The organism is Romboutsia ilealis, assembly GCF_900015215.1.
GTDB lineage: Bacteria > Bacillota > Clostridia > Peptostreptococcales > Peptostreptococcaceae > Romboutsia > Romboutsia ilealis.
The window spans coordinates 2104428-2128527 of the sequence record NZ_LN555523.1 but is presented as its reverse complement, the minus strand read 5'-3'; the positions used below and the strand labels follow the sequence as shown (position 1 = coordinate 2128527).

The following is a 24100-nucleotide window of genomic DNA, read 5'->3' as shown; positions in this document are numbered from 1 at the left end:
GTATATGTTTATTAAAATAATATTATTTTTAATTGGATTTGTATTAATTACAAAAGGAGCTGACATTTTTATAAACTGTACAGTAGATATAGGAAAGAAAACAAAGATATCAGAAATTATATTAGGGGCTACTATAGTAAGTTTTGCTACTACATTGCCGGAACTTACTGTATCCTTATTTGCCTCTTTAGATGGGCATACTACAATGAGTTTAGGAAATGCAGTAGGATCTATTATTTGCAATACAGGGTTAGTTTTAGGGCTAGTAGCATTTATAAGTCCTTTTAGTGTTGATAAGAAGATGTTTTTTTCTAAATCTGTCTTGCTATTAATTTGTGTTATATTATTGCTATTATTAGGAATAGATAAGAGTATAACAAAAATAGATTCAATACTACTTTTAACTATGCTTGCTATATATATGTATTCGAATTATAAAAGTGTAGTTGAAAAGGGAAGCAAATCTAGGATAAATAATACATCTAAAGTTAAAGGAAATAATAATTTAGGTGAATGGGTAAAGATAGTTTTACTTTTTGCATTAGGGTTAATTATGATGGTACTAGGTTCTAGGCTATTAGTAGATAATGGTGTAATAATAGCCGAGTGGATTGGAGTTCCTCAAGGAGTTATAAGCCTTACAGTTATAGCACTTGGAACATCTTTACCTGAATTAGTATCATCATTAACTGCAATAAAGAAAAATCATCATGCAATATCTGTTGGAAATATATTAGGTGCAAATATATTAAATATAGTATCTGTAATAGGTATATCATCTATACCAAATGATATACCTATATTATCTCAAAATATGAGAATTGATTTTCCATTTATGATAGTGTTATTACTTATATTGATATTACCAACTATTAAAAAGAATAAGTTATATAGATTTCAAGGCTTGATAATGCTTATTGTTTATTTAATTTATATAGGAATTTTATATACTATGTACATATAATAAGAAATATATTTTATATCATCTTGAATATTATACATATGTGAAGGAGAAAATATTAATTGCATATTATCTGAAATAAATATATAATGGATAGGTTAGATAAAATGATAACGGAAAGGAAGCAACATATGAATATAATAAAATTTGAAGATTTACCAATAAGTGATGATATAAAAAGAGCTGTAATAGAAATGGGATTTGAAGAACCATCTCCGATAAAATCACAGTCTATACCTGTGATTTTATCGGGGAAAGATGTTATCGGACAAGCTCAAACAGGGACGGGGAAAACAGCAGCATTCAGTATACCAGTATTAGAAATGATTAATCCTGAAGAGAAAAATTTACAAGCAGTAGTACTTTGTCCGACTAGAGAGCTTGCAATACAAGTTTCAACTGAAATAAGAAAAATAGGTAAATACATGCACGGAATAAAAAGTTTACCTGTATACGGTGGACAACCAATAGAAAGACAAATAAAAGCATTAAAGGGTGGAGTTCAAATCGTAATAGGTACTCCAGGGCGTGTTATAGACCATATAAACCGTAAAACATTAAAAATGGATAATGTAAAAATGGTTATATTAGATGAAGCTGATGAAATGTTAGATATGGGATTCAGGGAAGATATAGAGATGATTCTAAGTAAAACTCCAGAAGAAAGACAAACTACTTTCTTCTCAGCGACTATGCCGAAAGGTATATTAGAGTTAACTAAAAAATATCAAAAGAACCCAGAACATATAAAAGTTGTTAGAAAAGAACTTACAGTTCCTAATATAAAGCAATACTATATAGAAACAAGATCGGCTAACAAATTAGAAGTATTAAGTAGATTAATAGATGTATACAACCCTAAATTATCTGTAGTTTTCTGTAACACAAAAAAGGGTGCAGATGAATTAGTTAGCGATTTACAAGCTAGAGGATACTTTGCAGATGCATTACATGGGGACTTAAAGCAAACTCAAAGAGATATAGTAATGGATAAATTTAGAAATGGAACAATAGATATATTAGTAGCTACAGATGTTGCAGCTAGAGGTATAGATGTTGACGATGTTGAAGCTGTATTTAATTATGATTTACCTCAAGATGAAGAGTACTATGTACACAGAATAGGTAGAACAGGTAGAGCAGGTAGAAATGGTATATCATTCTCATTTGTATTCGGAAAAGAAATGAGAAAAATGAGAGATATAGAAAGATATACTAAAACAAAATTAGTTAAGCATGATATACCATCAGTTGCAGATGTTGAAGAAAAGAAGGTAAGTACATTCTTCAATCAAGTTAAAGAAGTTGTAGAAGCAGGTCATTTAACTAAACAAATACAATGGTTAGAAAACTTCTGCTCAGAATCGGAATCTGAGTACGGTGTAGTAGATATAGCAGCAGCTCTTTTAAAGATAGCTTTAGGAGATGAAGAAAAACAAGAAATAGTTGAAGAACCATCAAGAACTCGCAAAGAAGGTCGTTCTAAGTCAAGAGATACTGGAGCTAGCGAAGGTATGATAAGACTATTTATAAATGTTGGTAGAAATCAAAGAGTTCAAGCTAAGGATATATTAGGGGCTATAGCTGGAGAAGCTGGAATACCTGGTAAACTAGTTGGAACAATAGATATATATGATAAGTATACTTTCGTTGAGGTGCCTAAGCAAAATGCTAAAAAAGTATTAGAAAAAATGAAAGATATAAAGATAAAAGGAAATAAGATAAATATAGAAAGAGCTAATAGAAAAAAGAAGTAATTAATTAGGAGTACCTATTTGGTACTCCTTTTATTTTGAGAAAATTTAAAGGATAAAAGGAATATTAAGGTATGCATCAACTAAAAAATGGAAAATAATAAAGGTATAAAAAATAGTGATGTTGCAAACCTTTAATCGAAAGATAAAAAATATATAAATTGAGGTAAATATATATAATAAAAACTTTGCAGACATAATAAAACAAAAGTAGTTAAATTTCATTGAAGGAGAAGCGTTACTTCTATAGAATTCATAATAGGTTAATACTTTTAGAGAAGATAAGGGGGAATACTAATGATAAGATGTTCTTTAGAACAGAAAAATCTAGTTATAGAATTTTTGACTAGTGAATTGGATCACCATATAACTAATGAAGTTAGAGATGAGATAGATATAATATTAGATTCTAAATCAATAAAGAATATAATATTTGATTTTAAAAATATTAGATTTATGGATTCATCTGGTATAGGTGTAATTATAGGAAGATACAAGAAAATTTCTAGTGAAGGTGGAAAAGTATCGGTAGTAAATGTAAATGATAGAGTAAAAAAAATATTTAATTTATCAGGTATGAATAAAATAATTAACATTTACGATACATATGAAGAAGTAGCAAGTTCTTTGTAAGGGGGAATATATTATGAATAATATTATGGAAGTAAAATTTTCTGCAAAGTCTGAAAATGAAAGCTTAGCAAGAGTTATAGTTGCATCTTTTGCTGCAAAATTGGACCCGACATTAGATGAACTAGCAGATATAAAAACTGCTGTATCAGAGGCTGTTACAAATTCTATTATACATGGGTATGATGAAGATGATTCAAAATTTGTATATTTAAGATGTGAAATAAATAAAAGTACTATAAAAGTAGTAGTAGAAGATAGAGGACATGGTATAGAAGATATTTCAATGGCTATGCAACCACTTTACACATCAAAACCAGAACTTGAAAGATCAGGAATGGGATTCACTGTTATGGAAAGTTTTATGGATGATGTAACGGTAAGTTCAATAAAGGATGAAGGGACAAAAGTAGTTATGACAAAAAAAATAAACTTGCCTGAATAAAGACCAAAAAGAATAGAGGTTTTATTATGGGGATAACTGCAAATAAACAAGAAAAAAGAACATTACTTAGCCATGAAGAAACGCTTGATTTGATAGATAAAGTTCAACGTGCAGGCGATGAAGAGGCTAAAGAAATACTAATAGAAAATAATTTAGGTTTAGTTAGAAGTGTTGTATCAAAATTCTTAAACATAGGTTATGATAGAGATGATTTATTCCAATTAGGGTCTATAGGATTAATTAAAGCTATATATAAATTTGATTCAAGGTTTAATGTGAAATTCTCTACATATGCAGTTCCTATGATTTTAGGTGAAATAAAAAGATACTTAAGAGATGATGGTATGGTAAAAGTATCTAGATCTCTAAAGCAAATAGCAATAAAAGCAAAAACAACAAGTGAGATTTTAAGCAAAAAACTAGGAAGAGAGCCAAGTATAGATGAATTAGCTAAAGAATTAGATGTTGAAAAAGAAGATTTAGTAATGGCAATGGAATCTAATTTTTCTGTTGAATATTTACATGGTGTAATTCATGAAGAAGAGGGGTCTCCAATATGCCTTATAGATAAGATAAGTCAAAAGGGAGAAAGTGAAGAAGAAAAAGTTGTAGAAAACCTCTTACTTAAAGAGGTACTTGGGAAACTAGAAAAAAGAGAAAGACAAATAATAATGTTAAGATATTTTGAAGATAGAACTCAAAGTGAAATTGGAGAATTATTAAACATATCTCAAGTTCAAGTTTCTAGAATAGAGAAAAAAGTATTGTCAAAGCTAAGATCATATATTAGTTAATTAAAATAAATCCTTAATTTAAGTTTAGATTAAGGGTTTATTTTTTTTTATTTAAGACATAATAAATAAAAGGGAGGTCTTATATGGAAGATATTTACTTAATACCCATAAAGTTAAAGCCATTTAACTTTACTACACAAAATATTTATTTAAAAGATATTTATTGTATATATCCAAAAGAGTATGAAGAAAAAATAGGAAATATATGTATAAGAACTTATGAAAAAAAAGATTCAAACTATGATGTTATACATATAGGTGAAGTAATTGACGAAGTAAAGAAAAAGATATCTACAGCACACATAACATTTTTAAAAACTGATGATATAGTAATATTTTTCAATGACAATAAAAAAGATAGAACTAAATATCTAAGGGTTTTATTGGTATCTATAGTAGTTCTTATGGGATCTGTAATGGGAATAATGAACTTTCACGCTGATGTAAATATGGTACAATCTCAAAGTACTATGGTAAATGCATTAACTAAAAATCCTAAAAAGTATCTACCATATTTTCAAATACCATATTCTATTGGTATAGGGGTAGGAGTTGCACTTTTTTTTAATAAGTTTATTCCTACATATGCAAAAAATGAACCAAGCCCTTTAGATTTAAAAATGAAATCTTTAAATAAAGAAATTGAAAATGAACTAAGGAATACTAAGTAAAGAGGATTAAATGTGAAGTTATTTTTAATAATTTTTGGATTATCATCAGGAATAATGGTAGGTTCTGGAGTGATTGCATTATTGATACTAGTTGGTATAATACCAAGAATGTCACAGATAAGTAATACAAGGTCATTTGTGAATTTTTATGAAAAAATACTAGTAATAGGTACTTTTCTTGGAGCTTTAATATCGATTCAAAATATACATATATCGATAGGTAAAATTGGTGTTTTAGTATTTGGTCTAGCATATGGTGTATTTGTAGGTTTTTTAAGCTCTGGATTAGCTGAAATATTAGATTATATACCAATAGTATCAAGAAGATTAAAAATACCAACTCTATATTTAAAATATATAATAATATCTTTGTTAATAGGAAAAGTTATAGGCTCCTTTATAGGATGGAAAATAATACAAGGAGGATAAAAAGTTGGGTAAAGATTATAAAAAATATGTAGATGAAATTAGCCCTAAGCCAAAATATTTAAAAAACTATACATTAGCATTTATCGTTGGTGGAATTATTTGTGTAATAGGACAAATAATCAATGATTTATATTTAAAAGTAGGAAATTTAGACAAGATACCAGCATCAACAGCAACTTCTATAACACTGATATTTATAGGTGCTCTTTTAACTGGATTAGGTGTATATGATTTAATAGGTAAGAGAGCCGGAGCTGGATCAATAATACCTATAACGGGATTTGCTAATTCTATAGTATCTCCAGCAATGGAGTATAAAAGAGAAGGATTTGTATTAGGTGTTGGAGCTAATTTATTTAAAATTGCAGGACCAGTATTAGTATATGGAATAGGATCATCTATTATATGTGGATTTTTCTATTATATTTTTACTCTTATAAAATAAGGAGATGAAAATATGGCGAATAAGAGAGTAGGAAAAAGAACTGTAAGGTTACAAAATAACCCAACTATAATATCTGCAGCATCTGTAGTAGGACCTAAAGAAGGACAAGGACCGCTAAAAGATTATTTTAATCTTGTCTTACAAGATGATTTATATGGAGAAAAATCTTGGGAGCTAGCTGAAAGTAAAATGGTTCAGACTGCTATGCAAATGGCAGTAAAAAAAGCAGATAAAAAACTAGAGGATGTAAATTATCTTTTAGGTGGCGATTTAATAAATCAAATACTCCCTGCATCATTTGCTGCAAGAGAACTTGGTGTACCTTTTTTTGGTATATACGGAGCTTGCTCAACTATGGCAGAAGGAATGTGCTTGAGTGCAATGCTTATCGATGGAGGTTTTGCAGATTTAATATTATCAGGAACTTCAAGTCATTACTGTACAGCAGAGAGACAATTTAGATTTCCTTTAGAATTAGGAAATCAAAAGCCAATGACAGCTCAATGGACTGTAACAGGAGCAGGTTCAGTATTAATAGCTCCAAATGAAAAGGGACCCAAAGTGAGATATGTAACTGTTGGAAAGGTAATAGATAAAGGTATTGATGATGGAAATAATATGGGAGCAGCTATGGCACCAGCAGCTATAGATACAATATATTCATATTTTAATGATACTAAGGATGATCCAAATAGTTTTGATATTATAGCGACTGGAGATTTAGGACTATTAGGAAAGCAAATAACAGAAGATCTATTAAAAGAAAAAGGAATTGATATATCAAATGTATATACTGATTGTGGTATAGAAATATTTGATTTAGAAGAACAAGATGTACATTGTGGTGGTAGTGGATGTGGCTGTTCAGCAACTGTATTTGCAGGATATATTTATCAGAAGTTATTAAATAAAGAATTTAATAAGGTAATGTTAGTATCTACAGGTGCACTATTATCACCAACTAGTACACTACAAAAACAAACAATACCATGTGTTGCACATGCAGTAGTGATTGAAAATGATTAGGAGTGAATTAAAGTGTTACTAGATTATATAAAGGTATTTTTTGTAGGTGGCGTTATTTGCTTAATTGCGCAAATAATGATGGATTACTTTAAAATACAAAATCCATACATAATGGTTACTTATGTTACAAGTGGTGTAATTTTAACTTTCTTAGGTATTTATGAACATATTGTTGATTTTGGAGGCTCAGGCGCAACTGTACCTATAATAGGTTTTGGATACTTATTGGCTAATGGAGTAAAGACAGCTATAGCTAAAGATGGACTATTAGGAGTTTTTACAGGAGGGACAGTAGCTGGTGCAGGAGGCATAGCTGCCGCTATATTTTTTGGTTATATTATGGCAGTAGTATTTACTCCAAAGGCAAAGCCTTGATTAAATAGTATATATACTTTATAATTCTTAAATAATAAAAAATAGGCAATCTTAAAATATAGATTGCCTATTTTTATGGTTAATTTTACTGTACCGGAGCTTCTGGTGTAGCCGGAGCTTCTGGTGTAGCTGGAACTTCCGGTGTAGTAGGAGCTTCCGGTGTAGTAGGAACTTCCGGTGTAGTAGGAGTTTCCGGTGTAGTAGGAGTTTCTGGTGTAGTCGGAGTTTCTGGTGTAGTCGGAGCTTCTGGTGTAGTCGGAGTTTCTGTTTGAGAATTATTTTCTTCAGTTTTTGATGGCTTAGTTGATTGAGAAGTATATCTGCTTGGTCCTGTTCCTGTTATAAATGCAGCATTAGAACCAGAAGAAGATCTTCCACCATCTATTAAGTTTATTCTTGCAAAGTATATATTTTTAGGGACTTTAAATTTAGTTTTAGTTAAATTTTTGTGGATTTTATCCATTACTGTAGACCATAGCTTCGCTGCAGATCCACTACCACCAGAAATACTTTTTCTAGAGATTGTATTACCGTTTGGATTTTTTCTACCAGCATCATCACCAATATAAGTAGCACCAACATAGTAAGGAGTATATCCCACAAACCATGCATCTAAAGAGTTATTAGTCGTACCTGTCTTACCAGCAACTGGCATTCCGTTTGATAATGCAGCTTTTTTTCCAGTACCTTCTGTAACAACTGCTTGTAGCATATCAGTTAACACATAAGCTACTTCAGCATCTACAACCCTATGTTCTTCTGGTGTATTTTTTACTATAAGTTGACCATCATAAGTAGAAATTGTAGTAAATATTGTTGGTTCTATATAAGTACCTCCATTAGCTAAAGTACCATAAGCTGCAGCCATTTCAAGTGGAGAGACACCTTGAGACATACCTCCAAGAGTTAAAGATGCGAATGATCTATCCATTGAATCGGATTGTAGAGTTGTTATACCAAACTCTCTTAAGTAGCCAATCATTATATCTACACATTCTTCATAAGTGCTACCTAACATTTCTGCAGTTTTGGCGGCAATTGTATTAGAAGAATATGCTAAAGCTTTACGTAAACTCATAGAACCTGAACCACTTGTAGTAGTTTTAGGATTCCATCTATTATTATCCTTAAACTTATATCCGCCCATAGCATCACTTACAGCAGTGGATTGAGTTATTTTTAAAGTATCTATGGCTGGAGTATATACAGATAAAGGCTTTATGGTAGAACCAGGTTGCTGAGGTGTAGTTGCTCTGTTTAAGGTTTTTCTTCCTGTAATATGTCTACCACCTACTAAAGCTTTTATTTGACCAGTCCTGTAATCTAAAATAACCATAGAAGATTGAGGCTGATGTGATCCATCAGAATCAACTCTAGAATTAGGGAAGTTGTTATCATTTTCATATTCTTTTTCTAAAGTTTCTTGCATAGTTGGATCTATTGTAGTATCTATTCTTAAACCACCATTATAGAACATATTATAAGCTTCATCTTTTGTATGTCCTTGTTCAACTAAAGCGTCTATTACTTTATATTCTATAAGATCTTCTACTGAAGATGATACTTTATCTGCAGCTTTAGGTAGTTTTATATTTATAGGTTCAGCTACGGCTTCATTATATTCTGATTGAGAAATATATCCAAGCTCTAACATTTTTCCTAAAACAATGTTTCTTCTTTCTATGGCTTTTGGGTTGCTAACAGCTTTTCTTACAACCATAGTTCCTGATTTTAATTGTTTATATGTATCTTGGCTAGGTATTAATCCCCATTCATTTAATTTATCAACCATATCAAGTTCAACTTGCGTAGGATCATCAAGATTATCATCAGCAGTATTAATATAGAATAAGAGTCTAGATTCTACATCACTTTTCTCTTCTGTTCCGTCAAGTTTAGAACTTGCATAAGCAGCATAACTTGATGGATTTTTTGTAGATCCTGCTAGCAGCGCACACTCGGAAAGTGTAAGGTCTTTTGCATCTTTGCTAAAGTATCCGTTTGCACCAGCTTGCACCCCTGCAAGACCTCTACCTACGAAAAAGTTATTTAAGTAAGCCTCAAGAATTTCATTTTTAGTTAGAGTTTTACTCATTTCATAAGCATAATAGATATCCTTGATTTTACGAGTTAAAGTTTGCTTATCTGTAGTTAGTAACATTTTAGATACCTGCATAGGTATTGTACTACCACCTTGTTTATTACCTGATAAAGTCTTGACAACAGATCTTAACAACCCTTTTATGTCTACACCATTATGTTCATAAAATCTTTCGTCTTCAATTGAAACAACTGCATTTATTATATCCTTTGGCATCTGATCGATTTTAATAGGGTCTTTTTTATTTACACTAGGAGCATTGGATAATAATTCTCCATTAGCATATCTAATTTCAGTTGTTCGGTAAGTCTCTTCATCTAAGAGCGCTTTAGTAACTGGCTTAACATCTCTTAAGGATGCAAATACTAAACCTGTTCCTATTGCAGACAAGCATACTAGCATAGCTAAAATTACTATTCCTGTTACTCTAAGTGCTTTAAATTTATCTTTCTTTTTAGAAGATTTAGTTTTGGAAGACTTAGTTTTAGGAGAATTAGAGTTAGTACTTTTAGAAGTAGTACTTTTACTATTAGAAGAACTTACTTTTTTTCTTCTTATTTTATTGTTATTTCCATTGTTATCATTACTCATTAAGCTTAACCTCCTTACCTAATGCAATATTATACCACATATACTCATTATTTTCTAATTAATACATAAAATAGAATGCATGTAACTTTATATATCTATCCTAAATTTATACTATTAATTATTTTTTACTTATATACTAAAAATATGTGGAAGATGTATATAAGATATAAAATATTTAAAAATAAGAAAATACTATAATACACTCTAACATAAAATAATAAGGGGGATTATTTTGGGGAAAAGATTAATAGACTCCAAATTAGGAGATTTTAAAAGAATTATAGTTACATTTATAATGATATTTATAGTATCTGTATTTATAGGAAGTTTTATATATGTTGATAATAGTCTTAGACCAACTATTACAGTTCTTGCTGAAACCAAAGCTATAGAGCTTGCCAATAGATCTATAAATAAAGCAGTTGGTGAAATTGTTAAAGACAAAATAGATTACTCAGACTTAATATATACAAAATTAGATTCTCAAGGTAAAATATCTATGATACAATCAAATACTATTTTAATGAATCAAATAGCATCAGATGTTGCATTAGAAATACAGAATGAATTAAAACAAGTAAAAACTACAACAGCATATATACCAATAGGAACTGCTTTAAAAAGTCCTATACTAGCCAAGTATGGACCTCAGTTAAAAGTATCAATAGAACCTATAGGAAATGTATCTGTTAATTTTAAAACTAGTTTTGAGTCAGCAGGTATAAATCAAACTAGACATAGAATTTATTTAGAGGCTAAAACTCAAGTAAAAGTAGTTATACCTCTTACTACATCAACTAAGGAAGTAAAAGCACAAATTCCAATATGTGAAACTATAATAGTGGGAGAAGTTCCAGAAAGTTATATTAATGTACCACAAGAAATTCTACCTAATATGTTACATGATTAATATCTTAAAGAAGTGACTAAAAGTTGATTAGTCACTTCTTTATTAATTCTACTATTTACCGACCATCCATTTAATAAAAACGGCATATCCAGTAGTTGGATCATTTTCTACTGCATGTGAAATAGCACCTATAATTTTATCATCTTGTACTATAGGAGTTCCGCTCATACCTTGAACTATTCCTCCTGTAAGTTGTAAAAGTTCTTTATCAATTATGCGAATTTTAAAAGTTTTAGATTTTGGGTTTTTCTGATTTTCAATATTTAAAATTTCAATATCAAATTTTTTACAACCTTCATCACTAGTTTGTAAAATTATTTGAGCTTTTCCTCTTTTGACTTCATTTAATGAAGCTATTTTATATTTTTCATATTGAGATATATCAAATGTTGCTACGTCTCCTTTGATACCAAAGTCTGTATTATCTGTAAATTTACCTATATAATCTTTAGGTTGAGCACTAATACAACCAACACTTCCTCTATATGATTTTTCTATATTTAAGTTAGAAGTAGTTGAAATATAGCCTTCTTTTATCTTAATTTTTCTCGAATTTCCTAAACTTATTGGATGAGCTACAGCACCAAATTTTTTGCTAATTGGATCTATATAAGTTAAAGTAGCAAATCCAGATATACTATCAGTAGAGTTTATTTCTTCTAATTTTTCTTTTACAGTTTTTATGTTTACAATATGATCATTTCTTTTTAAAGTAACCTCAACAATATTCGTGTTATTAGGTAACGCATTTAGAATATTTGAAAAGTCACAATAGTTATTAATTGTACTATTATTTATATTTAATATTTCGTCACCTAACGCAAAAGGCGAATCTTTTATACAACTTCGAACAATTACATTTTCTAATTGAGCTTCTATATGAAGTATGTTACCAATAGGAATTAAAAAATCATTTTCAGTATTTGTAATTGATGCTGCATAAATTAAATTATTTGAGAAAAAATATAATAAAAATAACAAACATGCAATTAATGAAAATTTTGTATTGATAGTTTTTTTTCTACTATTTTTATAAAACATAAAACACCATCCTTTCGTCAAATAAGTCGAATTTTTGTCACATGGTTTATAAGTCGTGGTGCTTTTATTTAATATTATATTTTGCATTAATAATATTTTAATGCTTGGAAAACAGAAGAAGAATAACCGTAGATTACAAAAATAATAAATAAGTCAGAAAATTAGAAATTATATCATACAAAAATAGAATTAAAAAATAATAGATTAGATATTTAGTGAGATAAATATCGAATTATGTTAATGAAATATATAAGAATAATAAAGTTAAAAAATAAATGAAGGAAGAGTATGTAATATAAAACAAAAAAACACTTAATAAAATTAAATTTAATCAAGTGTTTTTTTTCGTTTTATTCTTTTTTTAATTATTTTTTTCTTATAAGGATTATTTTTACATCCTGTATTATTTATTTTTGATCTAGTCATAGCGACATCTGGAGTTGGTGCTGGAAATGTATCATCATTTTCATTAGAAGATGGGCATGCATCAACCGCAGCTATTAAAGCCAGTTCATCAGATAAAACCGCAAAAAAGGTAGCCAATATATTTATATCATTAGAGCTAAGTTCCTCACCTAACGCCACAGCTAATGTAGATGCTAAAACAATATAGTCTAATGAGCTAAAAGCACATAGCTTAGAACTAGGTGAATTCTGATTTCGCTTCATATTTTTTGAGATTACCTTTTTCATAAAACCTCCTAAAAATAATATATAAAATATATATGCTTGTATTTAAAAAATAAAAACTATAACAAATTCTAAATTTATCTACTGTTTATAAAAATTATAGATAATGGAGATAATATTCTATGAATCAGACTTAAAATTTTATAACAAGAAGGGAACGATCATATGAAAAAATATAGAGTATTAGTAGGTATTATAATAGCAGTATCTATAGGAATTATAGGGACTTCGGATTTTGCTAAAAATCTTTATAAAGCTAGTAACTTAATTAGTAAAGGTATAATCGTAGATGATAAGAAAGAACAGAATGAAAGTAAAAAAGAAGTAGAAAAAGATATACTAATATGTATTGACCCTGGTCACCAAGAAAAGGGTGATAGCAATTCAGAACCTGTAGCGCCTGGTTCTTATGTTAAGAAAGCTAGGGTATCTTCCGGAGCTACAGGAGTAGCTACTAAAAAACCAGAATATATATTAAATTTAGAAGCATCTACAGTTTTAAAACATATACTAGAAGATAAGGGATATAAAGTAATAATGACTAGAGAAAGTCATGATGTTAATATAAGTAACTCAGAAAGAGCTATATTTGCAAATAATAATAAAGCAGATATGGTAGTAAGAGTACATGCAGATAGTTTAAATGATTCAGGAAAAACAGGTGCATCTATTCTGATACCAGCGAAAGAAAGTAAATACACAACAGCTATATATGAAGATAGCAAAAATTGTGCAAATCTAATTAGTGATAAGATGAAGGAAGCAGGTATAAAGGTAAATGGAATATTTGAGAGAGGAGATTTAACAGGATTTAATTGGTCACAAGTTCCGGTAGTTTTAGTAGAAATGGGATTTTTAAGCAATTATACTGAAGACCAAATGATGTCAAATCCAGAATATCAAAGAAAGTTAATGCAAGCTATATCTAATGGACTTGATGAATATTTTACAAATAAATAAAATATATAGGTGATGTCAATGAAAAGTAAGCTAGAAAGTGCCTATGCAAAAGCATTAACTGGTACATTTAAAGTAATAAGCCCTATTAAAAGAACAATTAAAAAAACTAAATGTGAAGTACATTTATATATACAAGAAAATGCTTTAGAAATTTTAAATTATAATGGTTATAATGACGAATATAAACTATTTAAAGAATATAAATCTAAGATAGATGAAGGCTTGGTATGGGCAGATCAAGATTTTAAATGTTATCATCATTTTTATAATCCAAAAGAAGAAAAAGGTATGTATGGATACGAGGATAACGCACTTACTATAGCTAGAGGTTATTATTTAAAAGCTTTGAAATACTTTACATTAGAAGATTATGATAAAAGTATGTTTTACTTTGGTGCTACATGTCATATAATTCAAGATTTAACAGTACCACAACACGCTAAAGGGAAATTATTTGATAATCATAGACAATTTGAATCATATGTTAAGGAAAATTATAGAAGAATAAATCGATTTAAGAGTAGAGAAGAGCCTATAATATTGAAATCTGTTGCAGATTATGCAAATCATAATTCATTAACGGCTCTTAAAATAGATTATATGTATAAAAATATAAATGATTTAGATACAAAGTTTTATCTAGTAGCTTTAAAAAGTTTAAAATTAGCTCAAAGAACTAGTGCAGGATGTATGATTATGTTTTATAATGATTTACTTTATATTTAAATTAAGGTAATGTAACATATGCAGTGCACTTGATTTAAGTCAAAAAAGAATATATTATAGTATAGAATATAGATAAAATTTATGAAGAGGTGTCAAAATGCTAGTAGTAGAAAATGTAAGTCATGGCTTCGGAGCTAGAACTATACTAGAAAATGTTTCATTTAGACTTAGAAAAGGTGAACATATAGCGTTAGTTGGAGCAAATGGAGAAGGTAAATCAACTTTTTTAAATATAATAACAAAAAAACTTATGCCAGATGCAGGAAATATAAAGTGGTCATCAAGAGTTAGTGTAGGTTACTTAGACCAACATACAGTTCTTGAAAAAGGAAAGACTATAAGAGATATATTAAGAGAAGCGTTTAAATCAATGTTTGATTTAGAGCAAGAAATGCTATCTATGTATGATAAGATGGGTGAAGCTAATGATGAGGAAATGGCTAAACTTATGGAGGAAACAGCAGAAATACAAACAATTTTAGAAAATAGCGGGTTCTACATGATAGATGCTAAGATTCAAGAGATAGCAAATGGATTAGGTCTTGGAGAAATAGGATTAGATAGAGATGTAACTGATTTAAGTGGAGGTCAAAGAACGAAAGTTCTTCTTACTAAATTATTGCTAGAAAATCCTACAATACTGATATTAGATGAGCCTACTAACTATTTAGATGAAGAACATATAACTTGGTTAACAAGATATCTTCAAGAATATGAAAATAGTTTTGTATTAGTATCACATGATATACCATTTATAAATAATACTTGTAATGTAATATATCATATGGAAAATGGAGAATTAAATAGATATAAAGGAAACTATGATGAGTTTGTAAGACTTAATGAAATAAAGAAACGTCAAGAAGAACAAGCTTATGACAAGCAAGTTGAAGAAAGAAAAAGGCTAGAAGATTTTATAGCTAGAAATAAAGCTAGAGTTGCTACTCGTGGTATGGCAAACAGTAGACAAAAGCAATTAGACAAGATGGAGATTTTAGAAAGACCGAAAGAAAAGATAAAGCCTACTTTTGCTTTTAAGGAAGCTAGAACTCCAAGTAGATTTGTATTTGAAACGAATGAGTTAGTTTTAGGTTATAATGAAGCTTTAACTAAGCCTTTAAACTTTATATTAGAAAGAAACCAAAAGATAGCTTTAAAAGGTATGAATGGTATAGGAAAATCAACATTGTTAAAAACATTACTTGGAATAATAAAGCCATTTGATGGAGAGGTAAAACATGGAGATTATTTAGAAGTTGGTTATTTTGAACAAGAAAGTTCAAGGGATAATTATAATACTCCGATGGATGAAGTATGGGCAGAATTCCCAGGGCTTACGAATTTTGAAGTTAGACAAAGCCTTGCTAAATGTGGTCTTACAAATGAACACATAACAAGTCAAATGAGAGTTTTAAGTGGAGGAGAAGCAGCTAAGGTAAGGTTATGTAAGATAATGTTAAAGGATATAAACTTACTAGTTCTAGACGAACCTACAAATCACTTAGATGTAGAGGCAAAAGATGAACTTAAAAAGGCGATAAAAGAGTTTAAAGGAACTGTACTTTTAGTATGTCATGAGCCAGAATTTTATATGGATATAGTAGATGACGTATGGAATATAGAGGATTTTACAACTAAAATAGTATAACAGGATACCTTGGAGTATTGAATATATGAAAAAAAATATTAATGTAATATTCTCAGTTATTTTTAGTGTATTAATTATAAGTACAATAGTAAAATTTACTGTAGGATTTAAGCAACTTTATTATTTTGATATAGATTATTTAAATATACCTACTTTATCGGGTTTATCTAAAGAAGACATAAAAAAGAACTATGACTATATGATTGATTATAACTTAGATAAAGATAAGAAGGAATTTGAATTGCCAAGTATAAAATCTTCAGAGAATGGTAAAATTCACTTTGAAGAAGTTAGAGATATATTTCAAATATTAAATAAGATATTCAATATATCATTGGTACTGTCTGTAATAGGATTAGTAATAAATATACTAAATAAAAATATTGAGTTTTTGAAAATTACATCAAGAGCATTAATATTAATACCGTTAATATTAATTTTGCCTATAGTTGTGAATTTTGATGGTAGTTTTGTACTATTTCACAAGATAATGTTTAATAATGATTATTGGATATTTGATCCTAACTTAGATCCTGTAATAAATATTTTACCTGAAGAATTTTTTTTTCATGCAGGTCTTATGATTTTGATTCTTATAATTATAGCTAGCTTAACTAATTACTTAATATATAGACTTTTAAAAAGAGAGCAGTAATCTGCTCTCTTTTAAAAAATATACTAATCATTAATTGCAGCAATCTTAATAATATCTTGAAACTTACTCATAATATAATCGTAATTATTCTTATTATGAGGTAATAAACAATTAGAGCAGTCTTTTATACCCTTATCTGTATATTTAAAATTACCACCGCAATTTTTACCTAAAGCGTATAAGGGACAGTAGCAAAATAAGCAATTAAATTCATTTGGATTATCAGTTTTATGGCAAGGAAAGAATTCGCATTTTTTATGGTTAAAAAATTTATAATTATCACTCATATTATTATCTCCTTAGTTTTACAATATTAATATAATTATACTAAACATTTACATTAATGATATAATAAGAAAAATAAAAGTACAATATAATACTAAAAATATTATACAAATCTATAAACGAGGTGTTACTTATGGAAGAAAAAAAAGAAAGAGCTTTGCTTGTAGGGCTTAATATCACATCTACAGCAAGAAAAATTGATGATATAGATATAAATGAATCCATGGCAGAATTAAAAGAATTAGCAAAAGCTGCAGGAGCAGAAGTTGTAGGAAGTTTGATTCAAAATAGACAATCTAGAGATGCTGCATTTTATGTAGGAAAGGGAAAAGTAGAGGAAATAAAGGCATATAGTGATTCATTAGGAGCTACAGTAGTTATTTTTAATGATGAGTTATCAGGAGCTCATATAAGAAATATAGAAGAGGTAGTAGGAATAAAAATTATAGACAGAACTACACTAATACTTGATATATTTGCTCAGAGAGCACTTAGCAAAGAAGGAAAACTACAAGTTGAGTTAGCACAATTAAATTATCGATTACCTAGATTATATGGAATGGGTGGTCAAATGAGTAGAACTGGAGCTGGTATAGGTACTAGGGGTCCAGGTGAACAAAAACTTGAAATAGATAAAAGAAATATACTTAATAAAGCTGCTGATATAAGACGTGAGCTTAGAGAAGTTAAAAAAATAAGAGAAACGCAAAGAGTTCAACGTTTAAAATCTAGTATACCTATAGTAGCACTTGTTGGATACACAAATGCAGGTAAATCAACTTTATTAAATGAACTTATAAAGACTCATAAAGATTATGATGTAGAAAAAGAAGTAATGGCAAAAGATATGTTATTTGCAACTCTTGATGTAACTTTAAGAAAAGCGCTATTACCTAATAAAAAAGAGTTTTTAGTTGTAGATACAGTTGGATTTGTAAGTAAACTTCCTCATGATTTAGTAGAAGCATTTAAAGCAACTTTAGAAGAAGTTCAATATGCAGACCTAATTTTACATGTAATAGATGCAACAAATTCAAACTATGAATTACAAAAAAGTACTACAGAGAAAGTACTTAAGGAATTAGGTGCAGATACTAAGCCAACTGTGCTTGTGTATAATAAGATAGACCGATTAGAACTAGATATCTATCCTAAAAATCATGATGATATAGTATATATATCTGCTAAAAAAGGTATAAATATGGATAAGTTAATAGAAATTATACAAGATAATATAATGAAAAATACTTATGATGTAACTTTAATGTTACCTTATGAAAGAGGAGATATATTTAGTAGGCTAAAAAATAAATATAATATAGAGAACTTTGAATATGTAGAAAATGGAATAACGCTAGATGTAAATTTAGAAGAAGAAGACTATAATATATATATAGATTATATTTTAGAAAAGTAGGGAGCATTATGAATATAAGTTGGGATAATATAGACAAGTTAGAAGATCATTATATAACATATCTTCTATATAAAGAATCTAGGACCGTATCTCAAATCAGTAAAATAAGAAATCTATCAATTTCTCAAGTAAATGATCAATTAATAAAAGCTAAGCTAGAAATAAAATCTATGCTAAAAGACAAAGTAGAATTGTCTAAGGATGTTATAGATAAATTTTTAGTTCTTAATAAAAATGATAGGCTGAAATTTATGGATAATCTAAATGAAGAAAGAATACTAGATTTTAAAAGAAAGCTATATAAAAGAATAATTACTGAAAAAAATGCAGAGGACTTAATGATATTAATATGGGCCACAGGTGAGTTAAAGGATGAAAGATTTTTAACATTACTACATCCTCTTACGAGCCATAGACACTCTGATGTAAGGAGAATAACATATTCAGCACTTAGAAAAATAGAATCTCAAAGTAGTAGAGAGTACTTACAAAGAGGACTTTATGATAGTAATCCTCAAACAAGACAATACTGTGCGAAAGCTCTTGCTAAAATAGGTAATAAAAATAGCTTAAAGATGTTAAAACAACTTAGAAATAAGAAAAATTTTGAAAAAGAGTATGTACTAAGAGCATATGAAGAAGCAATAAGTACATTAGAAGAAGATATTTAACATATTTAGTTTTATTTAACATATAATTCATTAAAGTAAGATATTTATCTATAGTGTATCTCCAAAAGTTAATATAAAAATTCGCTTAACTTGAGGGTTAGAGCGTAAAGAGGGTTTATGAGAATTAAGAAATACATAAATTCTTATAGTAACATCTTAGCAAATAATTTCAAGTATAGCGATTGAAATTTATAGTACAACTAAAATCAAATAAATCATAAATTTCTTAAATCCAAAAAGATGGTTAATAGGAGGGGTTTAAATGATAGTAAGACATTGTGCAGGTGGAGTAGTGTTTTATGCTAATAAGGTGTTACTTATTAAGAATGACAGAGGAGAATGGACTTTACCAAAAGGAAAAATACACCAAGATGAATTAAAACATTCTAGTGCAGTTTCAAGGGTTAAAGATGAAACAGGGGTAGATGCTAGTATTTTAGAAACTGCTGGTAATACAATGTACCAATTTTTTTCAAGAAGTAGACAACAAGAAGTATGTAATGCTATCACATGGTATATAATGCAAACTGACTGTAATGATTATGTGCTAAATGATGAGTTTACTGATGGTGGTTTTTATAAAGTTAAAGAAGCTATAGATATGCTAACTCATAGTCAAGAAAAATCTTTAGTGGATATTTCATATAAGAAGTATAAAAAGCTAAGAAAAAATAATATAGAAGATGGGTTAGCTACAACTTAAGATATTAATAAAAAAGAAAGGATATATCCTTTCTTTTTTTTACGCTCAAGGATATTATAATACTTTGAAAATTATGGATAATTTCCTAATATAAATAAACTAGTTTTGAGCGTGAAAAATATTTTTAAATGCTTCGTTCACATAGTGGCTTAAACAACAGATAAAGTAATTGGCGACATGAAATGCTTCGACGACACTTCGATCAAGTAAATCAAATTTTATTTAAAGTTGTACCTAAAAAATATATTGGCTATAATAACAATAGAAGTTTATTTAGATAAGTTGGAGGATATAAATGAGTACATATAAAACATTACATGAGTTTGGAATGGATGAAATTATAATAGAAAAATCTACTTTTATTGGATATGCAAAACCTATAAAAACAGAAGAAGAAGCTATTGAATTTATAAATGAAATAAAGAAAAAGCATAAAGATGCTACTCATAATGTATGGGCATATACTGTTGGAAAAACTATGAATATACAAAGATATAGTGATGATGGTGAACCACAAGGTACAGCAGGAATTCCAACTTTAGAAGTTATAAAAAAGGAAGATTTAAGAGATGTTGTAGTTGTTGTAACGAGATATTTTGGTGGAGTTAAGTTAGGTGCCGGAGGATTAGTTAGAGCTTATACTAAAGGTGCTAAAATTGGAATAGATGCTGCAAAAGTAATAGAAAAAGTAATGTATAGAGAAGTTAGGATTAAGATAGATTATAATCAACTTGGAAAAGTACAAAATGAAATAATGAATATGAATTATTTTGTTAAAGATATAATATATGAAGATAATGTAGAAATAATAGTATATTCAAGATTGGAAGAAGTGAAAGTTCTAACCGATAGAATGATTGATATAACAAGCGCTACAGCTGAAATAAATCTAGGTGAAGAGTTTTATTTATCGGAGCAAAATGGAAATATAATATTATAAAATAGGTTGTATATAACCTATTTTTTACGCTTAAGGATATTATAATATTAAAAAAATGTGGATAAATTCTGAATGTAAGTAATATCAACAAATTGGTTTTGAGAGTAAAAAAGATTTTGAAATACTTCACCCACGCAGTGGCTCAAGCAACAGACGAAGTCGTTGACGATATAAAGTGTTTTGTTGATACGTCGATTGAGATAAGTGTTGCCATCAAACTATAATATAATATACAATAAAAACTAAAAAATATTTTTTAGTTTTTATTGTATAAATACTTTAAGTTTTAGTTATTATTTTCCACACTTTTCTTTTTTTTGGTCACAAAATCCTTTTTTTATTTCTATGCAACCAACTATTAATAAAAATCCACCAAAAACTTTCTTTAAAATTTCAGAAGACAAGTAATTAGCTACAAAAGAGCCACATATTGCACCTAAAACACCGAATATAGCTATTGGTATAACTAATGAAAATACGACATTTTTATTTCTTATATGTATTATCAAAGCAAATATGGTCATAGGTATAGATGAAAGTAAATTTACACTTTGTGCTATTTTAGGGTCAATATGTGCAAATAGTACTAGTGCTGGAATCAATATCGTTCCACCACCCATTCCCATACCTCCAATAATACCTGCAAGAAATCCTAATATAGTTAAAAACATTAAAACACCATCCTTATAGCTGCTATTATCATTATTGCTCCGAATGTAATCCTAAGAAATTTACCAGTTACTTTTGATAAAAGCTTAGCCCCTAAAATACCTCCTATTATACTTCCTATGGCTACTTTTAAAGTTAATGAAATATCATATGTACCTTTTGAAATGTATATTACTGAGCTAGCGCTAGTTAAAAATATTATTATAGCAAGGGCTGTAGCATGAGATTTATGTTCTTCTACTTTAACGATATTATTTAGTATAGGTACAAGTAAAGTACCTCCACCGGATCCAAATATTCCGTTAACAAAACCTGTAAAAATACCTATTATAGAATTTTTAATATTAAAGCTAGAATGCTTATTTTTCAATTTAATCACCTTCTTTTAATAGTGTTTGCAGAAATTAGAAAATATATTTATATAATTAATCATAAAATTTGTACAGGAAATTAATTAATAACTACTATAATTTAACTGTATAAAATCTGACAATTATATAGTGTTGTGGTGATTATATATGAATAAATCAGTTAATTTTAATATTATATAGTGAATGAGTTACAAAAAATTATAGATATAATTCAAAATATAATTGTAAAAAGTTTTGCTATTGATGAAGATAAACTTATAAATTTTGAACAAAAAAGGTTAACTCCGTATAGGAGTTAACCTTCTTTATTTTATATAGTTATGATATTTAGATTAAGGTAATTTACTTCTTGAATTTTGTTAAGTATCTATACATAACTATGTGTAAATCGTTATCTATTTTATTTACTGTAGCTTTATCCACCATAGAACCTACTAAGAATAATTCATCTTCATGGGAATCATCACCCATTAATTCCCAATAGAATTCTTCGACTTCACATTGTCTTTGAATATTTAAAACATCATTAAGAGATGAAATTTCATCATTTGGATAAGCTGAATTATAATCTATTATAGTTATAGTTGATAATTCTGAATCTCTTTTTATACGAACATTTATATCATTTGATCCGCTTCTCATTAATAAAGATGTCACTTCATCAACTAATCTTGTTATCTTTTTTACTTCGTTTTGCAATTAAGTTACCTCCTTTTTACAAATGCATCGAGTATAGGTAGTAAGAAACCTGCAACTAGTCCACCTGCAAATCCATTGTTATATAAATTTACTCCACCGTGTATTATACCAACATTTGTTGCTAAAAGGAAATGTAATATTCCAGCGATAAATCCTATTTTATAACCATACACTCCAGCTATAGGAGCTAAAGTTGTTGAAAACAATACAGTTATAATAACTCCTGTTGATGATATATCACGTCCTAAAAATAATGCAGTTACTATTACCCCTAAGACAATAGGCAAACAATTTTTTATATGTTTTCCGAAAGCACTAAATCCGACGACTGTAAATATACCTGCTACTACAGGACCATTTACGACACCACCTATTAAAAGTACAAATGATAGTGAAAGTAAACCCATAAGGCCCATATTAAAGAAAGTTACTCCATATCCCATTAAAAAAGTGTAATCTGTAACAACTCTTCCACTATAGTTGAAGATATGTTTATATTCATTTAAAGTATTTTTATTTACTGAGATACCTATACAAATCAAGTAAATAAACATTGCTGCTAATATTAATATTAAAAATATATTATTTTCTAAATATAAAATATTTACAGATTCTATTTTAATATCAAGGCTTTTAAGAGCGCTTGTTAGTATAGTACCTAATATACCTGCTGTGAATCCAAGGTTATAAATATTATAACCATCATAAAACTTTACCATATGAGATGCTAGTGGTGTGATTATAAATCCTATAAATATACCAACACCAATACCTAATAAAATAGCTATTTTACTTGGTAACATATTGGAAAAGCTAATTTCACTAATTACAGGTGCAAGAGCTGTAGCAAACATAATTGATACTATTATATCTTTAAAATCTATTTTTTTATGATAACTATATAAATAACCTCCCATATATATTGGGATAATGTTAAATATATTTTTTCCAAAAAATGAAAACCCCATAACGGTCATAAAAGCAGCTAAGATAAGTCCATTGATTCTTAATTTATATTTTTTTAATAAATACAGATTATAAAAACTAATTAAGGCAACATTAACAAAAGTAGAACCGATTCCACCAACAGACAGGAAATCTGTAATTAATATGGATGGTGAACTCAAAATATTTTTTAATCCAGATGATAATGTTAAGTTTGTTTCACCATCAAAATATGAAAATAGTATTCCTAAAATCATAAATGTTAGTGGAAATATAAATAATATTTTGAGTTTTTGTTCTTTATGCAATTCTTTTTCTTGGTACTTGTGTATATACATTCATATCCTCCTCTTTAATTCTAAAGCTATTTAAATTTATTTGGGTGAATGTAGTAGATTTACATAGATTATATCATTTATAATATATAAATGTAAAAGATTATATAAATAAAATACATTAAAGACACTAATTAATCTGTTGTGCTAGTTATTTTACTAAATATATTGAAATTACTATATAAAGTTTTTAAACTATAAAAGTATAGTTTA

The 24100-nt window shown here is 28.4% G+C and carries 27 protein-coding genes; 19 read left to right on the top strand and 8 right to left on the bottom strand.

Translation table 11 applies throughout. The features are described from left to right. Positions 1–4 precede the first annotated feature (4 nt). The 10 genes from CRIB_RS10060 to CRIB_RS10015 all read left to right on the top strand — a co-directional run bounded on the left by CRIB_RS10060 (position 5) and on the right by CRIB_RS10015 (position 7530). Positions 5–964: a calcium/sodium antiporter gene (locus CRIB_RS10060; protein ID WP_180702240.1), complete on the top strand. Its 960-nt coding sequence runs from the start codon at positions 5–7 to the stop codon at positions 962–964. A 128-nt stretch (positions 965–1092) separates the two neighbouring features. Beyond that, positions 1093–2718: a DEAD/DEAH box helicase gene (locus tag CRIB_RS10055; RefSeq protein WP_180702239.1), complete on the top strand. Its 1626-nt coding sequence runs from the start codon at positions 1093–1095 to the stop codon at positions 2716–2718. Between the two features lie 294 nt (positions 2719–3012). Continuing rightward, positions 3013–3348: an anti-sigma F factor antagonist gene (gene spoIIAA, locus CRIB_RS10050; protein ID WP_180702238.1), complete on the top strand. Its 336-nt coding sequence runs from the start codon at positions 3013–3015 to the stop codon at positions 3346–3348. A gap of 13 nt (positions 3349–3361) precedes the next feature. Further along, the gene (spoIIAB, locus tag CRIB_RS10045) at positions 3362–3790 is read left to right on the top strand and encodes an anti-sigma F factor (protein WP_180702237.1); all 429 of its coding nucleotides are present in this window, start codon (positions 3362–3364) and stop codon (positions 3788–3790) included. Between the two features lie 26 nt (positions 3791–3816). Beyond that, a complete protein-coding gene (gene sigF, locus CRIB_RS10040) occupies positions 3817–4584 on the top strand; it encodes an RNA polymerase sporulation sigma factor SigF (protein ID WP_180702236.1) in 768 nt (255 codons plus the stop codon). An 83-nt stretch (positions 4585–4667) separates the two neighbouring features. Continuing rightward, positions 4668–5255, top strand: a complete 588-nt coding sequence (locus CRIB_RS10035; protein WP_180702235.1) for a stage V sporulation protein AA — start codon at positions 4668–4670, stop codon at positions 5253–5255. A gap of 12 nt (positions 5256–5267) precedes the next feature. Continuing rightward, entirely contained in the window at positions 5268–5684 is a 417-nt protein-coding gene (locus tag CRIB_RS10030) for a stage V sporulation protein AB (protein WP_180702234.1), read from the top strand. A 4-nt stretch (positions 5685–5688) separates the two neighbouring features. Further along, entirely contained in the window at positions 5689–6129 is a 441-nt protein-coding gene (spoVAC, locus tag CRIB_RS10025; protein ID WP_180702233.1) for a stage V sporulation protein AC, read from the top strand. Positions 6130–6141: 12 nt separating this feature from the next. After that, positions 6142–7155, top strand: coding sequence for a stage V sporulation protein AD (gene spoVAD, locus CRIB_RS10020; RefSeq protein WP_180702232.1), 1014 nt, complete (start codon positions 6142–6144; stop codon positions 7153–7155). A gap of 12 nt (positions 7156–7167) precedes the next feature. Continuing rightward, the gene (locus CRIB_RS10015) at positions 7168–7530 is read left to right on the top strand and encodes a SpoVA/SpoVAEb family sporulation membrane protein (protein ID WP_180702231.1); all 363 of its coding nucleotides are present in this window, start codon (positions 7168–7170) and stop codon (positions 7528–7530) included. Positions 7531–7615: 85 nt separating this feature from the next. Here the strand turns inward: CRIB_RS10015 and CRIB_RS10005 are convergent, their stop codons facing one another. Beyond that, positions 7616–10222 carry a transglycosylase domain-containing protein gene (locus tag CRIB_RS10005; protein ID WP_243633517.1) on the bottom strand — a complete coding sequence of 869 codons (2607 nt, stop codon included), beginning with the start codon at positions 10220–10222 and terminating at the stop codon, positions 7616–7618. A 232-nt stretch (positions 10223–10454) separates the two neighbouring features. Between CRIB_RS10005 and yunB the strand changes: the two genes are divergently transcribed. Continuing rightward, positions 10455–11132: a sporulation protein YunB gene (gene yunB / locus CRIB_RS10000; RefSeq protein WP_243633515.1), complete on the top strand. Its 678-nt coding sequence runs from the start codon at positions 10455–10457 to the stop codon at positions 11130–11132. Between the two features lie 51 nt (positions 11133–11183). On the opposite strand, the gene CRIB_RS09995 is transcribed toward yunB, so the two are convergent. Together CRIB_RS09995 and CRIB_RS09990 are read right to left on the bottom strand one after the other, a co-directional pair. Beyond that, a complete protein-coding gene (locus CRIB_RS09995) occupies positions 11184–12173 on the bottom strand; it encodes a SpoIVB peptidase S55 domain-containing protein (RefSeq protein ID WP_180702230.1) in 990 nt (329 codons plus the stop codon). Between the two features lie 327 nt (positions 12174–12500). Further along, positions 12501–12866, bottom strand: coding sequence for a hypothetical protein (locus CRIB_RS09990; protein ID WP_180702229.1), 366 nt, complete (start codon positions 12864–12866; stop codon positions 12501–12503). A 162-nt stretch (positions 12867–13028) separates the two neighbouring features. Here CRIB_RS09990 and CRIB_RS09985 point away from each other — a divergent pair, with 162 nt between their 5' ends. The 4 genes from CRIB_RS09985 to CRIB_RS09970 all read left to right on the top strand — a co-directional run bounded on the left by CRIB_RS09985 (position 13029) and on the right by CRIB_RS09970 (position 16852). Beyond that, positions 13029–13823 (top strand): N-acetylmuramoyl-L-alanine amidase, encoded by a 795-nt coding sequence (locus CRIB_RS09985; protein WP_180702228.1) that lies wholly within the window; start codon positions 13029–13031, stop codon positions 13821–13823. A gap of 18 nt (positions 13824–13841) precedes the next feature. Then, positions 13842–14549 carry a zinc dependent phospholipase C family protein gene (locus CRIB_RS09980; protein WP_180702227.1) on the top strand — a complete coding sequence of 236 codons (708 nt, stop codon included), beginning with the start codon at positions 13842–13844 and terminating at the stop codon, positions 14547–14549. Between the two features lie 97 nt (positions 14550–14646). Next, positions 14647–16197: an ABC-F family ATP-binding cassette domain-containing protein gene (locus tag CRIB_RS09975; RefSeq protein WP_180702226.1), complete on the top strand. Its 1551-nt coding sequence runs from the start codon at positions 14647–14649 to the stop codon at positions 16195–16197. Positions 16198–16222: 25 nt separating this feature from the next. Beyond that, positions 16223–16852 carry a TIGR01906 family membrane protein gene (locus CRIB_RS09970; RefSeq protein WP_180702225.1) on the top strand — a complete coding sequence of 210 codons (630 nt, stop codon included), beginning with the start codon at positions 16223–16225 and terminating at the stop codon, positions 16850–16852. 23 nt (positions 16853–16875) lie between these two features. Here the strand turns inward: CRIB_RS09970 and CRIB_RS09965 are convergent, their stop codons facing one another. Next, a complete protein-coding gene (locus CRIB_RS09965) occupies positions 16876–17139 on the bottom strand; it encodes a cysteine-rich small domain-containing protein (protein WP_180702224.1) in 264 nt (87 codons plus the stop codon). 131 nt (positions 17140–17270) lie between these two features. Here CRIB_RS09965 and hflX point away from each other — a divergent pair, with 131 nt between their 5' ends. The 4 genes from hflX to CRIB_RS09945 all read left to right on the top strand — a co-directional run bounded on the left by hflX (position 17271) and on the right by CRIB_RS09945 (position 20868). Then, the gene (gene hflX, locus CRIB_RS09960; protein WP_180702223.1) at positions 17271–18554 is read left to right on the top strand and encodes a GTPase HflX; all 1284 of its coding nucleotides are present in this window, start codon (positions 17271–17273) and stop codon (positions 18552–18554) included. Positions 18555–18562: 8 nt separating this feature from the next. Continuing rightward, positions 18563–19225: a HEAT repeat domain-containing protein gene (locus CRIB_RS09955; RefSeq protein WP_180702222.1), complete on the top strand. Its 663-nt coding sequence runs from the start codon at positions 18563–18565 to the stop codon at positions 19223–19225. A 262-nt stretch (positions 19226–19487) separates the two neighbouring features. Further along, on the top strand, positions 19488–19928 hold the full coding sequence (locus CRIB_RS09950) for an NUDIX hydrolase (RefSeq protein WP_180702221.1): 441 nt from the start codon (positions 19488–19490) through the stop codon (positions 19926–19928). Between the two features lie 295 nt (positions 19929–20223). Further along, complete coding sequence (locus CRIB_RS09945) at positions 20224–20868, top strand: YigZ family protein (RefSeq protein ID WP_180702220.1); 645 nt, start codon at positions 20224–20226, stop codon at positions 20866–20868. Positions 20869–21161: 293 nt separating this feature from the next. Here the strand turns inward: CRIB_RS09945 and CRIB_RS09940 are convergent, their stop codons facing one another. The 4 genes from CRIB_RS09940 to CRIB_RS09925 form a co-directional block, all read right to left on the bottom strand. Beyond that, on the bottom strand, positions 21162–21539 hold the full coding sequence (locus CRIB_RS09940; RefSeq protein WP_180702219.1) for a sulfite exporter TauE/SafE family protein: 378 nt from the start codon (positions 21537–21539) through the stop codon (positions 21162–21164). After that, on the bottom strand, positions 21539–21916 hold the full coding sequence (locus tag CRIB_RS09935) for a sulfite exporter TauE/SafE family protein (RefSeq protein WP_334293956.1): 378 nt from the start codon (positions 21914–21916) through the stop codon (positions 21539–21541). The genes CRIB_RS09940 and CRIB_RS09935 overlap by 1 nt, the downstream gene beginning before the upstream one ends. A gap of 334 nt (positions 21917–22250) precedes the next feature. Beyond that, positions 22251–22607, bottom strand: coding sequence for a hypothetical protein (locus CRIB_RS09930; protein ID WP_180702217.1), 357 nt, complete (start codon positions 22605–22607; stop codon positions 22251–22253). Between the two features lie 5 nt (positions 22608–22612). Then, complete coding sequence (locus CRIB_RS09925; RefSeq protein ID WP_180702216.1) at positions 22613–23890, bottom strand: DUF1576 domain-containing protein; 1278 nt, start codon at positions 23888–23890, stop codon at positions 22613–22615. Positions 23891–24100 lie beyond the last annotated feature (210 nt).